13 protein-coding genes and 2 tRNA genes are annotated in these 15,258 nt (G+C 34.4%); 8 read left to right on the top strand and 7 right to left on the bottom strand.

From position 1 onward, the window contains the following. The first annotated feature begins 6 nt into the window (after nt 1-6). The 4 genes from AC23MC_RS08165 (at nt 7) to AC23MC_RS08150 (ending at nt 5,891) form a co-directional block, all read left to right on the top strand. A complete protein-coding gene (locus AC23MC_RS08165) occupies nt 7-2,205 on the top strand; it encodes a B12-binding domain-containing radical SAM protein (RefSeq protein WP_487567961.1) in 2,199 nt (732 codons plus the stop codon). Between the two features lie 154 nt (nt 2,206-2,359). Further along, complete coding sequence (locus AC23MC_RS08160) at nt 2,360-2,845, top strand: acyl-CoA carboxylase biotin carboxyl carrier protein subunit (RefSeq protein ID WP_487567962.1); 486 nt, start codon at nt 2,360-2,362, stop codon at nt 2,843-2,845. Between the two features lie 59 nt (nt 2,846-2,904). Beyond that, nucleotides 2,905-4,347 (top strand): acetyl-CoA carboxylase biotin carboxylase subunit, encoded by a 1,443-nt coding sequence (locus AC23MC_RS08155; RefSeq protein ID WP_487567993.1) that lies wholly within the window; start codon nt 2,905-2,907, stop codon nt 4,345-4,347. Nucleotides 4,348-4,349: 2 nt separating this feature from the next. Beyond that, on the top strand, nt 4,350-5,891 hold the full coding sequence (locus AC23MC_RS08150) for an acyl-CoA carboxylase subunit beta (protein ID WP_487567963.1): 1,542 nt from the start codon (nt 4,350-4,352) through the stop codon (nt 5,889-5,891). 58 nt (nt 5,892-5,949) lie between these two features. Here AC23MC_RS08150 and AC23MC_RS08145 read toward each other — a convergent pair whose 3' ends face one another. The 5 genes from AC23MC_RS08145 to AC23MC_RS08125 form a co-directional block, all read right to left on the bottom strand. Next, complete coding sequence (locus AC23MC_RS08145; protein WP_487567964.1) at nt 5,950-6,186, bottom strand: HP1242/YdcH family protein; 237 nt, start codon at nt 6,184-6,186, stop codon at nt 5,950-5,952. Between the two features lie 93 nt (nt 6,187-6,279). Beyond that, a complete protein-coding gene (locus AC23MC_RS08140; RefSeq protein WP_487567965.1) occupies nt 6,280-6,717 on the bottom strand; it encodes a hypothetical protein in 438 nt (145 codons plus the stop codon). Between the two features lie 4 nt (nt 6,718-6,721). Then, nucleotides 6,722-8,029 carry a 30S ribosomal protein S12 methylthiotransferase RimO gene (gene rimO, locus AC23MC_RS08135; protein ID WP_487567966.1) on the bottom strand — a complete coding sequence of 436 codons (1,308 nt, stop codon included), beginning with the start codon at nt 8,027-8,029 and terminating at the stop codon, nt 6,722-6,724. Between the two features lie 123 nt (nt 8,030-8,152). After that, nucleotides 8,153-9,676 (bottom strand): OmpP1/FadL family transporter, encoded by a 1,524-nt coding sequence (locus AC23MC_RS08130; protein WP_487567967.1) that lies wholly within the window; start codon nt 9,674-9,676, stop codon nt 8,153-8,155. Between the two features lie 77 nt (nt 9,677-9,753). Next, nucleotides 9,754-10,776 (bottom strand): hypothetical protein, encoded by a 1,023-nt coding sequence (locus AC23MC_RS08125; RefSeq protein WP_487567968.1) that lies wholly within the window; start codon nt 10,774-10,776, stop codon nt 9,754-9,756. A gap of 99 nt (nt 10,777-10,875) precedes the next feature. Between AC23MC_RS08125 and proS the strand changes: the two genes are divergently transcribed. The 4 genes from proS to rpsT all read left to right on the top strand — a co-directional run bounded on the left by proS (nt 10,876) and on the right by rpsT (nt 13,024). Continuing rightward, nucleotides 10,876-12,354: a proline--tRNA ligase gene (gene proS, locus AC23MC_RS08120; protein ID WP_487567969.1), complete on the top strand. Its 1,479-nt coding sequence runs from the start codon at nt 10,876-10,878 to the stop codon at nt 12,352-12,354. 76 nt (nt 12,355-12,430) lie between these two features. Further along, nucleotides 12,431-12,502 (top strand) — tRNA-Glu (locus tag AC23MC_RS08115). A gap of 45 nt (nt 12,503-12,547) precedes the next feature. Beyond that, a tRNA-Glu gene (locus AC23MC_RS08110) sits at nt 12,548-12,619 on the top strand. Between the two features lie 153 nt (nt 12,620-12,772). Then, complete coding sequence (rpsT, locus tag AC23MC_RS08105; RefSeq protein ID WP_248433159.1) at nt 12,773-13,024, top strand: 30S ribosomal protein S20; 252 nt, start codon at nt 12,773-12,775, stop codon at nt 13,022-13,024. A 61-nt stretch (nt 13,025-13,085) separates the two neighbouring features. Here the strand turns inward: rpsT and AC23MC_RS08100 are convergent, their stop codons facing one another. Together AC23MC_RS08100 and AC23MC_RS08095 are read right to left on the bottom strand one after the other, a co-directional pair. Continuing rightward, nucleotides 13,086-13,496, bottom strand: a complete 411-nt coding sequence (locus AC23MC_RS08100; RefSeq protein ID WP_487567970.1) for a response regulator — start codon at nt 13,494-13,496, stop codon at nt 13,086-13,088. Continuing rightward, complete coding sequence (locus tag AC23MC_RS08095; protein WP_487567971.1) at nt 13,496-15,214, bottom strand: PAS domain-containing sensor histidine kinase; 1,719 nt, start codon at nt 15,212-15,214, stop codon at nt 13,496-13,498. The genes AC23MC_RS08100 and AC23MC_RS08095 overlap by 1 nt, the downstream gene beginning before the upstream one ends. Between the last annotated feature and the right edge of the window lie 44 nt (nt 15,215-15,258).

Below are 15,258 nucleotides of genomic sequence, written 5' to 3'. Positions count from 1 at the left end.
ATCCCTTTGAAAAACCTCCTCCTCATCACACCGCCTTTCACCCAACTGAATACACCGTATCCGGCCACAGCCTATTTGAAAGGTTTTCTTAATACCAAAAGCATTTCCTCTTTTCAGATGGATTTAGGTATCGAAGTGATTTTGGAAATTTTTTCAAAAAAAGGGTTAGAAAAAGTGTTTCAAGTTTCAAGTTTGAAGTTTCAAGTTGATGAGAATTGTGAAAGAATTTATGCTTTACAAAATGATTATATCCAAACAATCGATGTTGTCATTACTTTTCTTCAAGGAAAAAATCCAACCATAGCTCGTCAAATTTGTTCCGGAAATTTTCTTCCCGAAGCTTCTCGTTTTGAGCAGTTGGATGACATGGAATATGCCTTCGGAACTATGGGAATGCAAGACAAAGCAAAACATTTAGCCACCTTGTATCTCGAAGATTTATCCGATTATATTGTCGCTTGCGTCGATGAAAATTTCGGTTTCAGTCGTTATGCCGAACGATTAGGGCGAAGTGCCAATTCCTTTGACGAATTATACCATCAATTAAACCAAAAATTAACGTTTATTGATGAAATTACGCTTTCCATTTTAAACAAAAAACTTATTGAAATTCAACCTAAACTAGTTTGTCTTTCGGTTCCGTTTCCGGGAAATTTATACAGTGCTTTTAGATGTGCTCAATTTATTAAAACCAATTTTCCAAACATAAAAACGTCGATGGGAGGTGGTTTTCCCAATACCGAATTACGCGATTTAAAAGATAAACGGGTTTTTGAATTTTTCGATTTTATTACTTTGGATGATGGAGAATTACCAATTGAACTTTTACATCGCTCAGTTTGTCATTCTGACGAAGGAAGAATCTCTTCCAACCAATACAAAAGAACATTTCTTCTCGAAAACAATGAAGTAATCTACAAAAACAATTCGCAACAACAAGACTACAAACAATCCGAAGTCGGAACACCCGATTATTCCGATTTGCAATTAGACAATTACATTTCCGTAATCGAAATTGCCAATCCTATGCACAGTTTATGGAGCGATGGGCGTTGGAATAAACTCACGATGGCTCACGGTTGCTATTGGGGAAAATGTACATTTTGCGACATTTCACTTGATTATATTAAATTGTATGAACCAATCGCAGCCAAATTATTGGTAGATAGAATGGAAGAACTTATTGCTCAAACTGGCGAAAACGGATTCCATTTTGTGGATGAAGCAGCTCCTCCGGCTTTGATGCGTGAAGTAGCATTGGAAATTCTCCGACGAAAATTAACGTTAAGTTGGTGGACAAACATTCGTTTTGAAAAAAGTTTTACAGCCGATTTGTGTCAGCTATTAAAAGCTTCCGGTTGTATTGCCGTTTCTGGAGGATTGGAAGTGGCATCCGACCGATTACTCGAACTCATCAAAAAAGGAGTAACAGTAGAACAAGTGGCTCAAGTTACCCGAAATTTCACCGAATCAGGCATCATGGTGCATGCCTATTTGATGTATGGCTATCCAACCCAAACGATTCAAGAAACGGTCGATAGTCTCGAAATGGTAAGACAATTGTTTGAATTAGGTGTTTTACAATCCGGTTTTTGGCATCAATTTGCGATGACGGCTCACAGTCCGGTTGGAATGTTTCCCGAAGAGTTTGGTGTCATTCCGCAACAAAACGATGTGACTTTTGCCAACAACGATATTCAGTTTACAGACAAAACCGGAATTAATCATGACAAATTCAGCTTCGGATTAAAGAAATCACTCTTTAATTATATGCACGGAATTTGTTTTGACTATGAGTTGCAAGAATGGTTCGACTTTAAAATTCCAAAAACAAAAATCGCTCCTGATTATATTATTTCTTGTTTGGAAAAAGAAGAGAATTTCAACACTAAACCAACTTCAAAAATTGTTTGGATAGGAGGAAAGCCATCCGCTGAAGAATTTACAAAATCCAAAAAAGGCCAGTCGTGGGAAATGACAAAATTGACTTTTCATACCAAAATTGAAACTGTTGAAATTTCATTAGAAAAAGAAAAAGCAATTTGGTTGATGGAAATTCTCGAAAAAATTTCAATCTCTAATTCTAAAACTTTTACTTTTTCACATCTAAAAGAAGATTTCGAAACTCGTTTTGAAGATTTTGAATTATTTTGGTATGCCAAATCAATTAAATCGCTTCGAAATGCTGGTTTACTCGTTTTATGAGTTATAATCTTAATTAGCCTTAATTTCTTAATGGTTTTAAAAAAATAAATGTTTAATTTTTGTAGTTGGCTATACTAAATTAGCGAAATTCTAAATAATATCCTTTACGAAAACGTTATAATTGTGTATTTTTACCTCATTCAAAAATACATGTATGAATCAAAAATTCAGACTTTCAGTCAATCAGAGTGATACCTTTGAAAAAACAGAGCAAGATCTTTTGCAATTAGATGCAGTAGTTACTTCATCATCACAATTTCACATTCTTCATAATCACAAACCGTTTACAGCAATAATTTTAGAAACAGATTTTCTAAAAAAAACCTATACTGTTGAGGTTAACCAAAATTCTTATACCGTTGTAATTGAAAATCCACTGGATATTTTAATCAAAGAAATGGGATTTGAAGTTGGTAAAACTAAACAAATCAATGCCATCAAAGCTCCGATGCCTGGATTGATTCTCGAAATCAATGTTTCGGTTGGCCAAGAAGTGAAAGAAGGCGACAACCTAATCATTTTAGAAGCCATGAAAATGGAAAATAGTTTTGCTTCACCAAGAAATGGTAAAATCAAATCTATTTCAGTTGCCAAAGGCGATGCAGTAGATAAAGGACAATTGTTGATTGAGTTTGAGTAAATTTATAAGGTAGAATTCAGAAATTAGAATTCAGAAGAAATTAAAGACAAATGAAAAAAATAACAAAAATATTAGTTGCTAATCGAGGAGAAATTGCGATTCGAGTGATGAAAACGGCTCAAAAAATGGGAATTAAAACCGTAGCTGTTTATTCTACAATTGACAGAAATGCTCCTCACGTAAAATTTGCCGATGGAGCAGTTTGGATAGGCGAGTCACCTTCCAATCAATCGTATTTATTGGGAAGTAAAATCATAGAAGTTGCCAAATCATTAGGTGTTGATGCAATTCATCCCGGATACGGATTTTTAAGTGAAAATGCTGTTTTTGCCGAAGAAGCAGAAAAAAATGACATCATTTTTATCGGACCAAAATCAAAAGCCATTCACATCATGGGAAGCAAATTAGCCGCAAAAGAAGCGGTGAAAGCCTATGATATTCCGATGGTTCCCGGTTATGATAAAGCAATTACTGATGTTGGAAAAGCAAAAGAAGTAGCCGCAAAAATTGGTTTCCCAATCTTAATCAAAGCTTCTGCCGGAGGTGGTGGAAAAGGGATGCGAGTAGTTGAAAAAGAAGCCGATTTTGAATCGCAAATGAACCGTGCTATCAGTGAAGCAACTTCTGCCTTTGGCGATGGTTCTGTGTTTGTCGAAAAATATGTGGCATCTCCACGTCATATCGAAATTCAAATTATGGCCGATGCTCACGGAAATATTTTGTATTTATTTGAAAGAGAATGTAGCATTCAACGGCGTCATCAAAAAGTAGTGGAAGAAGCTCCTTCAGTTGTGTTGACACCGGAATTGCGAAAAAAAATGGGCGAAGCTGCCGTTTTGGTTGCCAAATCATGTGATTATCTAGGAGCCGGAACAGTTGAATTTTTGTTAGATGAAAATCATAATTTTTACTTTCTGGAAATGAATACACGTTTGCAAGTGGAACATCCGGTAACGGAATTAATTACTGGTGTTGATTTAGTAGAAATGCAAATTCGAGTGGCTAGAGGTGAAGTTTTATCAATCAAACAAGAAGATTTGCAGATAAAAGGTCATGCATTAGAATTGAGAGTGTATGCAGAAGATACATTGAATGATTTTTTACCAAGTGTTGGGCATTTAGAAGAGTATAAATTGCCTGAAGGCGAAGGAATTCGTGTGGATAATGGCTATGAGCAAGGAATGGATGTTCCAATTTATTATGACCCCATGTTAGCCAAATTAATTACCTACGGAGAAACACGTTCAGAAGCCATTCAAAAAATGATTTATGCGATAGATAATTATAAAGTGCATGGAGTTCAAACCACTTTACCTTTTGGGAAATTAGTTTGTGAACATGAAGCATTTCGTTCCGGAAATTTTGATACTCATTTTGTCAAAAATTATTATGATACCGATAAATTGAACGAACAACATAGTAAAGAAGCCGAAATTGCCGCTCTAATTGCCTTAAAACAATACCTTGAAGACCAAAAAATAGTTCGTTTACCAATTCAATAAGCATGGAAAATAAGATAAAAGAATTACAAGATAAATTAGCCGAAGCACAATTAGGTGGCGGTAAAAAAAGAATTGAAACCCAACATGCTAAGAAAAAATTAACTGCTCGGGAACGTGTAAATTATTTAATGGACGAAGGTTCTTTTGAAGAAATTGATGCATTAGTCACACACCGAACCACCGATTTCGGTATGGAAAACGAACAATACTACGGCGATGGAGTAATCACCGGTTATGGTACTGTCAATGGCCGATTAGTATTTGTTTTTGCACAAGATTTCACTGTTTTTGGTGGTGCTTTATCTGAAACACATGCCGAAAAAATATGCAAAGTGATGGACATGGCACTCAAAACAGGAGCACCAATGATTGGGTTGAATGATTCCGGTGGTGCGAGAATTCAAGAAGGAGTTCGTTCGCTTGGGGGTTATGCCGATATCTTTTTTCGTAATGTAAAATCAAGTGGAATCATCCCACAAATTTCTGCAATTATGGGACCATGTGCAGGCGGAGCGGTTTATTCTCCTGCTATGACTGATTTTACAATGATGGTAGAAAACACCAGTTATATGTTTGTTACAGGTCCGAATGTTGTGAAAACCGTAACCAACGAAACCGTTACTTCCGAAGAATTAGGCGGAGCAAGTACACATTCAACTAAATCTGGAGTTGCTCACACCACTTCAGCCAATGATGTAGAATGTTTGGAAGATGTGAAAAAATTATTGAGTTATTTACCACAAAGCAATAAAGAAAAAACGCCTAAAATTCCATTTGTTTTGAATGATGAAATTCGGGAACAATTGATGAATGTTATTCCGGATAATCCAAACAAGCCGTATGATATGCACGAAGTGATTCAAGGAATAATTGACGAAGATTCTTTCTTTGAAATTCATAAAAATTATGCCGAAAATATCATCGTTGGTTTTGCTCGTTTAGGTGGACGAAGTATTGGAATTGTAGCTAATCAACCGCTATATTTAGCAGGAGTTTTAGATGTAAACAGTTCCGTAAAAGCGGCTCGATTTACACGTTTTTGCGATTGCTTCAACATTCCGTTATTGGTTTTGGTTGATGTACCCGGATTTTTACCCGGAACTGATCAGGAATGGACAGGAATCATTCGTCACGGAGCAAAATTATTATACGCTTTAAGCGAAGCAACTGTGCCAAGAGTAACCGTTATTACACGAAAAGCCTATGGTGGTGCGTATGATGTTATGAATTCCAAGCACATTGGTGCCGACATGAATTTTGCGTGGCCAACTGCCGAAATTGCCGTAATGGGAGCAAAAGGAGCCAGTGAAATCATCTTTAAAAAAGAAATTGCCGAAGCTCAAGATCCGGCTGCAAAATTGATTGAAAAAGAAACAGAATATGCCGAAAAATTTGCTACTCCTTATCGTGCAGCTCAACGTGGTTTTATTGATGAAGTAATTTTGCCGAATGAAACGCGTAAAAAATTACTCAAAGCCTTTAGCATGCTCGAACACAAAGAAGTAGAATTACCAAAACGTAAACACGGTAATATTCCCTTGTAGAAAATTGAAATAAAATTTTTAAAAAGTCAGGAAGATTTTATTTTCTTCCTGACTTTTTTTAGTTTTTTTGGAGATAAGTATAAATTTCATCTTTCAAGAAAACACGATCTTTTCGTTTGTGGGTTAATTCATCATCGTTAAGTGGGATTTCACCTTTTTCAATTTCAAAAATTTCATTATCTAAAGAATGATAAGAAGCTAATAGAACCTGAAATTCTTCATTGTGATGATATAAATCTTTAATTTTTTCTGAATATTCAGGAAACTCTTCTAGTATAGGATGTTTGCTAATCATAAGTAAAAGTTTTAGATATTAATTTATACCTCTAAATTACTTAGTAAAAAGCAACTATTTAATGATATTTGTCAGTTCATAAAAAAAGAGGAACTAATTTTCCTCTTCTTTTTTCTTCTTCTTTTTTGATTTTTTGTTTCCTTTAGCATCTTCAGAAAGTTTTGTAAATTTTTCTACTTGATCCGGCCTTAAAATGCTTTTAGTTTTTTCATCGAAGACTTTTCTTAGTTCTTCAAATTTCACCCTTTTTTCTTCAGGATTAATCATAATCGCATTCATTTTTTCACTTTCAGCAATGTTTTCAAGTAGATAACTTTTAACAGCAGCTTCCTGAAAACTATCGAGCGAAAGTTCTTCTTTTAAGTATTTCATCGTTTCTACTACCGGATCTTTTTTTTCTCTTTGCGGATCTCCTTTGCTATATCTCGACATATCATTTAGTCCTCCACTACGGTTCATTCCTCTATTCATTTGAGCAGTAGAAGGCAAAATAAATCCGATTAGGAATAGTATTAATACAATTTTTTTCATAATTCTAAGTATTTAAAGGTTCACCGTACAAATCAAATTCAGTAGCGTCAATAATTTTTATCATACTAAAATCGCCAACTTTTAAGTAAAATTTTGAAGCATCAATTAATACTTCATTATCCACATCAGGGCTGTCAAATTCTGTTCTTCCCACAAAATATGGTCCTTCTTTTCTGTCGATGATACATTTGAATGTCTGACCAATTTTTTCTTGATTCAAATCCCATGAAATTTGAGATTGAATATCCATGATTTCAGCAGCACGTTGTTGTTTCACTTCGGCAGGAACATCGTCTTCCAATAAATAGGCGTGTGTGTTTTCTTCATGCGAATAGGCAAAACATCCTAAACGTTCAAAACGCATTTCTTCCACCCAATTTTTCAAAATTTGAAAATCTTCTTCCGTTTCACCGGGATATCCAACAATCAAAGTGGTTCTGATAGCCATTCCGGGAACAGCTTCTCTAAATTCTTTTAAAAGTTTGGTTGTTTTTTCTTGAGTTGTTCCACGTCGCATCGATTTCAGAATGTTATCTGAAATATGTTGTAGCGGAATATCAATATAATTACAAATTTTTGGTTCGTTTTTCATCAATTCTAACACATCCATCGGAAATCCGGTAGGGAAGGCATAGTGAAGACGAATCCATTCAATTCCTTCAATTTTAACCAAGTTTTCTAAAAGCTCGGCTAAGTTTCGTTTTTTATATAAATCTAAACCGTAATACGTTAAATCTTGAGCAATTAAGATTAATTCCTTTACACCATTCTTTGCTAAACCTTCTGCTTCTTTAACCAATTTTTCAATAGGTTGAGAAACGTGTTTTCCACGCATTAATGGAATGGCACAAAAACTACACGGACGGTCGCACCCTTCGGCAATTTTTAAATAAGCAAAGTTTTTTGGCGTTGTGGTTAATCGTTCACCTAATAATTCGTGTTTATAATCGGCTCCTAATGCTTTTAGTAAAATTGGCAAATCTGTTGTACCGAAATACTGATCAACATTCGGAATTTCTTTTTCTAAATCCGGCTTGTATCGTTCTGATAAACATCCGGTTACAAAAACTTTATCTACAATTCCTTGATTTTTCTTTTCAACATACTCCAAAATCGTATTAACCGATTCAGCCTTTGCATTGTCAATAAAACCACAGGTGTTAATTACTACAATATTTCCTTCTTGCTCATGAACAACATCTTTTCCGCTGGCTTTTAGTTGACCCATCAGCACTTCACTGTCATACACGTTTTTAGAACATCCTAAGGTGATAACGTTGATTTTATTTTTCTTTAACGATTTGGTTCTCATTGTTTTATTCTCTTTTTAATCTTAAAAGGGATGCAAAATTACGGTTTTATTTGTGATTAATCGAATTAAATAAAAAAACCATTCACATTACGCAAATGGTTTTTCAGAATTATTTTAAGTTCATTAGAATTTTATCGTATAACTCAATGTTACATTATTATTGATAGCCGTTAATCTTGAAGCATCACTCAAACCCGAGCTAATTAAATCAAAATTCATTTTCCTTCTACTATATGCATAAGCCAAATCTAATCTTGAAATGCCAAAATCAAAGCCAATACCACCGGAATAACCCGTAAGGTCTCCCATGGCCACATCAATTTTGTATGGACTTTCTTCAAAACGATAACCACCTCTAAAACTCCATTGTTTGTGTTTAATTTCTCCACCAACTCTAATTTCGGCTGCTGTGTCTAAATTATCAGTCATAAAGCTATTTAGAGATTCTAAATGAGCATCACTTCTTGGTCTAAATGTTGTATTGCTGTAATCTTTCATAGAATAATCAACACTAATCAATCCTTTTTCACCAAAAACATAAGCAAAACTCCCTGTTAATTTACTTGGTGTTTGAATTTTATACGATTCAAAAACCATAATTACATTTGGATCAAAAATTACCGGGTTAAAATCTGGATCACAGTCTGCACAATAAGTAATTGTTCTTTGTCTAACTTCATCACTCAAATTATACCAAGTAGGAGATTCGTAGGCTAAACCTAGTCGTAAACTTTCGGTTATTTTCCCGATGGCTCCAACACCAAAAGAGAATCCACCACCGTATGTATACGTTTCAGTATCAAATTGAACAGAACGAAGTCCTGTAGATGAATTGTTATTATAGCCTTCATAAATGGAAATCGTGTTGGTTAAATCTGTAAAGTGAGCATTCAAATTAAGTCCGATAAAAAGTCTGTCTTTAAATGATGTTGCAATGTTTCCGGTGAGTTTTCCGTTATAACCAGTTGCAACAGTGTAATTTTCCTGGTAAAAGTTACCATTTGTTGGGACATTTGAAAAGTATACACTATTGTCTAGATTTTCACCATCAACAGGATTGAACATATAAGCATTATAACCTAGATAAGCTTGTTGATCTATGAAACTTAATTGATCAAAAAAGGCATTTTCAAGAACCTCTAAACGAATGCCTCCTTCATTAGGCAATCCATTTGCAAATCGTAGAAAATAGCCATCGATGGAGTTGTTTGGATTGACACCACGAGTGTAAAACTGATTATCAAAATTAGAATTATTTTCGTAGTTCAATGCAAAACTAATCTTATTCCATCCGTTTGACGGATTATTGTTTTTAAAAACAAAAACAGCACCCGCTTGATTTATATCTAAATCGTGATCGTTTTCAATGGTATTTGTTCCAAAATAGGTAGAACTGTTTCTAATGTTGTAATTGCTAAGTGAAATGGTTGCTTGGTTATAATTAAAAACAGCTGAACCGGCAGGATTTACATTGATAGCAGATAAATCTCCACCAACAGCACCAAAAGCTCCACTCATAGCTCTAAAGCGAGCAGAACCCGTTAAATTATCTATTGCGTATCGCAATCCTTCATTCGGCGTTATTTCCTGTGCAAAAGAAACAAAGCTTGCAAAAAGTAAACTGGAAGTAATAAAAATCTTTTTCATATTTTTTTATTTTTTTCATAAAAATACCCATGTAAAAAGATAAGTTTTAACATAGGTATTTTAGATTATTTTTTAGATTAACCTCTGCCACGTCCGCCTCCGCCACCGGATGAACGACCACCGCCACCGCCACCGCCAGATGAACGACCACCTCCAAATGATCCACCTGAATTCGATCTTGAACCTGAATATGTAGGTGAAGAGCTTGGTGTGCTTCTTGTTGGTGCATCATTTCTAACTCTAGGTGCAGGAGTAGAAGTGCGAGTAGAGCTTCTTGTTCCTACGTTTGAAGGATTTCGAGTTCCGGTGTTAGCTGGATTATATTCTCGGGTTCCATTTGAATTTCTTGGAGAAATTTGTGTGCTTCTGGTAGAAGAATTTCTTGATCTAGTGCCAAAATTATCTCTTGTTGATGTTCTGCCATTTGTTGAATAGGATGTTCTATTATTGTATCTTCCTTGGTAGTTATTTCCGTAATATCCGCCAGTTCTTCTACCTCTAACATGGGCATAATTATTTCCGTAATAACCGTTATTCCAACCATTTCCATACCAGCTATTTCCATACCAGCCATAACCCCATCCCGGACCATACCAATTATTCCATCCCATTCCCCATCCAGGGCCGTACCAATTGTTCCATCCCCAGCCAACATTCCATCCCCAGCCACCGCCGTACCATGAGTTCCAACCCCAACCTGGACCATACCAATTATTCCAATAATTCCATCCCCAACTATTGTCATATACATTAACAGTTACAGAGGAAGGATTTGAGCCCCAAGCCGCGTAAGAATCATAATTTCTCTCAGAAGTTACAGTAGAGTCTTCCACAGAAGAATAACTTTCAACATCTGTAAATACTTCCTCTTCAGCATTTAATTGTTTTGATTTAAAATAATTTTGATAAGCTTGATTGGTATTATTTTGTTCATCATTGTTATTTGCAACTTGTCTGTTACCTTCCGGACCTCTGTAAACACCATCATTGTCATAGTAAGACGAATTTTGATAGGAACCACAAGAAACTAACAACATTCCCGAAAAGAATAAAACTGAGCGGGCAATATTTTTTGATGAGAAGTAAAAATTAGTTTTCATAATCGTAGCATTTTTATTGTTGTTATTACAAAAATAGTTAGTTTTGCCGAACTATTTAGTTAATTTTAGTTAAACAATTTTTATGCCAAATTATTCAAAATGAGCAAAAACCTTACGAAAAGATCCGAAGATTATTCAAAGTGGTACAATGAACTTGTGGTTAAAGCAGATTTAGCTGAAAACTCGGGTGTTAGAGGTTGTATGGTGATAAAACCTTATGGCTATGCTATATGGGAAAAAATGCAGGCCGAATTAGATCGAATGTTCAAAGAAACTGGACATTCTAATGCTTATTTTCCACTATTTGTGCCGAAAAGCATGTTTGAAGCTGAGGAAAAAAACGCAGAAGGATTTGCTAAAGAATGTGCCATTGTGACGCATTATCGCCTTAAAAACGATCCTGATAATAAAGGAAAATTAATGGTTGACCCTAATGCTAAATTGGAGGAAGAATTAATCGTTCGTCCAACCAGTGAAGCGATTATTTGGAGTACTTATAAAAATTGGATTCAGTCCTATAGAGATTTACCTTTGCTAATAAATCAATGGGCCAATGTGGTACGTTGGGAAATGAGGACGCGTTTGTTTTTGCGAACTGCTGAGTTTTTGTGGCAAGAAGGTCACACAGCACATGCAACACAAGCCGAAGCTATTGAAGAATCTGTAAAAATGATGAATGTGTATGCTGAATTTGCAGAAAATTTCATGGCAATTCCGGTTGTAAAAGGAGTTAAAACTGAATCTGAGCGTTTTGCAGGTGCAGTTGAAACCTATTGTATTGAAGCGTTGATGCAGGATGGAAAAGCACTTCAGGCGGGTACGTCACACTTTTTAGGACAAAATTTTGCCAAAGCATTTGATGTGAAATTTGCTAATTCTGAAGGAAAGCAAGAACATGTTTGGGGAACTTCGTGGGGTGTTTCAACTCGATTAATGGGGGCGTTAGTAATGACGCATTCTGATGATAATGGTTTGGTTTTACCTCCAAATTTGGCTCCAATTCAAGTGGTAATTGTTCCAATTTATAAATCAGACGAACAACTTGAAGCAATTACAGCTGAAGTTGATAAATTAGTTTCGGCTCTACGCAAATTAAAAATTTCTGTAAAATTTGATAACAGAACTACTCATAAACCCGGATTTAAATTCAATGAATATGAATTAAAAGGTGTGCCTGTTCGAATTGCAATTGGACCAAACGATCTGGAAAATGGTACTTTTGAAGTGGCTAGAAGAGATACGTTAACCAAAGAAGTTGTTGCAAAAGATGGTATTGAAACGTATATTCAAAATTTATTAGAAACTATTCAGAATAGTATGTTTGCCAAAGCATTAGATTATAGAAATAGTCACATTACAGAGGTAAATAGTTTTGAAGAATTCAAAGAATTATTAGACTCTAAAGCTGGCTTTTTTGCAGCTCATTGGGATGGAACTCCGGAAACTGAAGAAAAAATTAAAGAGTTAACCAAAGCAACAATTCGCTGTATTCCTTTGGATAGAGTAGAAGAGGCCGGAGTCTGCATGTTTAGTGGGAAACCATCAGTTGGAAGGGTACTTTTTGCTAAGGCTTATTAAAAAAAATTAAAAAAATAATTTATAACTATTGCGAGTATAAAAAATAGTTGTATTTTTGCACTCGCAATTAGCAATTGGCCCGTTCGTCTATCGGTTAGGACGCCAGGTTTTCATCCTGGTAAGGGGGGTTCGATTCCCCCACGGGCTACAAGTTCAGTGAACAGATTGAAAAGCTTAAACTAGAGGAATCAATGGTCCGTTCGTCTAGGGGTTAGGACGCCAGGTTTTCATCCTGGTAACAGGGGTTCGATTCCCCTACGGACTACAAATTAGTTGTAAATTAGTTTTATAAAATACAAATTGGTGTCTCGATTTCTATTTTATTAGTTAAAACCAAAGTGATTGTTTTTGCAATTGTGGGAGGTTTTTCTTTTTTAACTAGTATTTATAAATTATTACATCTAAAATTAAAAACAAAATGGCAAATCATAAGTCAGCTTTAAAAAGAATCAGAAGCAACGAAAAGAAAAGAGTATTAAACAGATACCAACATAAAACTACTCGTAATGCAATCAAAGCATTAAGATTAGCAACTGAAAAGTCTGATGCAGCCGGAAAATTATCTGCTGTAATCTCTATGATTGATAAATTAGCTAAGAAAAATATCATTCATGACAATAAAGCTTCAAACTTAAAATCAAAATTAACTAAGCACGTTGCCAAGTTATAATTAATTACAAGGTTATATATCATAAAAAAGCTTTCCATTTATTTGGAAAGCTTTTTTTGTTTTAGGAATATATTGGTTTTAAATTTTCAAGCATTTCTACCGTTATTGGTTTTGATAAAAAATGTGATACAATATCATATTGTTTAGCCTTATTATAGTCTGCAGGATCAATCGTTGATGAAAGTATGATTACTTTTGTTTGTGAAAATTTATTAGAAATAGTGTTTTTAAATAAGTCAAGAAATTCCCATCCACTCATTACAGGCATATTTAAATCGAGAAAAATAAGTTGTGGAAGCTCAGAAATTTCATTAATTTGATTTTTATCAGCAAGTGCTTGAAATAAATCAATTGCTTCTTGACCATTGTTGGCAAACAAAACTTCTTCGCTAAATTCAGCCTTTTTAATCACTTTTTTGCAAAGCATTAAAGTAATTGGGTCATCGTCTACACACAGTATGGTTTTTAGCATTATTCTTTAATAAAGGTTAGTGTAAATTGGGTTCCTTTTCCAACCTGACTTTCAACTTCAATTGTGCCTCCCATGGCTTCAATTTGTGATTTCACAAGATATAATCCTAAGCCTTTGCTGTCGGGATAATTATGAAATCGTTGATACAGACCAAAAATTTTGTCCCCATTTTTATTCAAATCAATGCCAATTCCATTGTCTTTGATGATCAAATTTACGAAATTTTCCTTTTCAGTGGCTTTAATTGAAATTTTTGGTGGTTTATCCAATGATCTATATTTCAAAGCATTTGACATTAAATTTAATATAATGCTTTCCATATAGGCTTTATTGATATGAATCGTTACATTTTCATCGATATCAAATTTTATTGTTGGCTTATAAAGATTGATTTGGTTATTTAATTGAAAAAATACATTTTCAAAAATTTCTTTAATTGAAATATCTTCTTTCAAAATAGACGGATTATCCTTGATTATAACCACTTTTACCAAATCTTCAATTGTTTCATTTAATAAATGTGTAGAGCGTTTAAAACCATTAAGAATTTCTTGTAACTCTTCGTTTTCAATAGGAACGTCTTCTAATAAATGTAGCAGCCCGGTTAAATTTGAAAGTGGTGCTCTAAAGTTGTGAGACGTAATATATGAAAATTGTTTTAAATCTTTATTGTTTTGTGTTAATTCTCGAATCAACTGTTCACGTTCTCGTTGTTGAATTTTTTCTTTAGTAACGTCACGTTGAATTGATATCCAGTGTGAGTGTTCTCCTTCTTTATTTGTAACCGGAATCATTGAAAAATTTACCCAATATTCTTCTCCGTTTTTTTTGTAGCTAATAGTTTCAATAAAACATTCTTTGTTGTTCTTTATTGATGTTGATAGTCTTTCTAATTCGGCCATGTCTGATTTTGCACCAGAAAACATTATTGGAGATTTTCCAATTACTTCATGTGCTTTATAACCAGTCATTTTAGTAAAAGCGGGATTTACAAATATGATGTTGGGAATTGGATTATTTGAAGTGTCGGTGTCTGTAATTACCACAGCTTCTTTGGTTTGTGTAATTACCGTTTCCAATAATTTTAAGCGTTGTTCTTCTTCTTTTTGTTTTGTTACGTCTTGAATCGCTCCGATCATTCGGATGGCTTTTCCGTCTTTGTCTTTTACTAAAAATCCTCTGTCAAAAACATATTTATAGCTTCCGTCTGCACATTTGAAACGGTATTCGTCTTGCCATCGTTCTGTTTTTTGTTCGAGAAAAGAATAGAGTTTTACAGACATTTTTAAACTGTCTTCAGGATGAATTCGATCAAACCACCAGCTGGAAGTTGTGCCTACATCTTCTTTTTTATAACCAAAAATCCCATGAATTCCTTTGTTCCATACGAATTCATCTTCCTGAATTTTCCAATCCCAAATCGTATCACTGGTTGCTTTTGCTACAATGTCATACCGTTCATTAGAATCTTTAATTTCACTGTTAATAGTCTGAAGTTGCTCTAGAATAGAGATGTTTCTTTTGTCGTTTCGTGCAATTACAAAGCGAAGAAGCAAACCAGCTGCAATAATAAAACTTACGTCTTTGATGAAGTGAAAAGTTATTAAGCTATGAAAATCATTTTTAAAACTTCCTCTCAATACCAAATGCATAATGATAGCTAAAAAAAGCGAAGCAATGATAAAAACAAAAGAAATGATATTTGATTTACTTTTCATTACCCAAATATAAAAAAATTATTTTCTTTTTTACATCGAATGGG

Source organism: Flavobacterium sp. T50_26 (assembly GCF_057652995.1).
This window is presented reverse-complemented; position numbering and strand designations above follow the sequence as displayed.

Excerpts from the sequence above, each read along its gene's own strand:
- AC23MC_RS08160 (WP_487567962.1), top strand. The coding sequence starts at position 2,360 with ATGAATCAAAAATTCAGACTTTCAGTCAATCAGAGTGATACCTTTGAA.
- AC23MC_RS08150 (WP_487567963.1), top strand. The coding sequence starts at position 4,350 with ATGGAAAATAAGATAAAAGAATTACAAGATAAATTAGCCGAAGCACAA.
- AC23MC_RS08145 (WP_487567964.1), bottom strand. The coding sequence starts at position 6,186 with ATGATTAGCAAACATCCTATACTAGAAGAGTTTCCTGAATATTCAGAA.
- AC23MC_RS08140 (WP_487567965.1), bottom strand. The coding sequence starts at position 6,717 with ATGAAAAAAATTGTATTAATACTATTCCTAATCGGATTTATTTTGCCT.
- rimO (WP_487567966.1), bottom strand. The coding sequence starts at position 8,029 with ATGAGAACCAAATCGTTAAAGAAAAATAAAATCAACGTTATCACCTTA.
- AC23MC_RS08130 (WP_487567967.1), bottom strand. The coding sequence starts at position 9,676 with ATGAAAAAGATTTTTATTACTTCCAGTTTACTTTTTGCAAGCTTTGTT.
- AC23MC_RS08125 (WP_487567968.1), bottom strand. The coding sequence starts at position 10,776 with ATGAAAACTAATTTTTACTTCTCATCAAAAAATATTGCCCGCTCAGTT.
- proS (WP_487567969.1), top strand. The coding sequence starts at position 10,876 with ATGAGCAAAAACCTTACGAAAAGATCCGAAGATTATTCAAAGTGGTAC.
- rpsT (WP_248433159.1), top strand. The coding sequence starts at position 12,773 with ATGGCAAATCATAAGTCAGCTTTAAAAAGAATCAGAAGCAACGAAAAG.
- AC23MC_RS08100 (WP_487567970.1), bottom strand. The coding sequence starts at position 13,496 with ATGCTAAAAACCATACTGTGTGTAGACGATGACCCAATTACTTTAATG.
- AC23MC_RS08095 (WP_487567971.1), bottom strand. The coding sequence starts at position 15,214 with ATGAAAAGTAAATCAAATATCATTTCTTTTGTTTTTATCATTGCTTCG.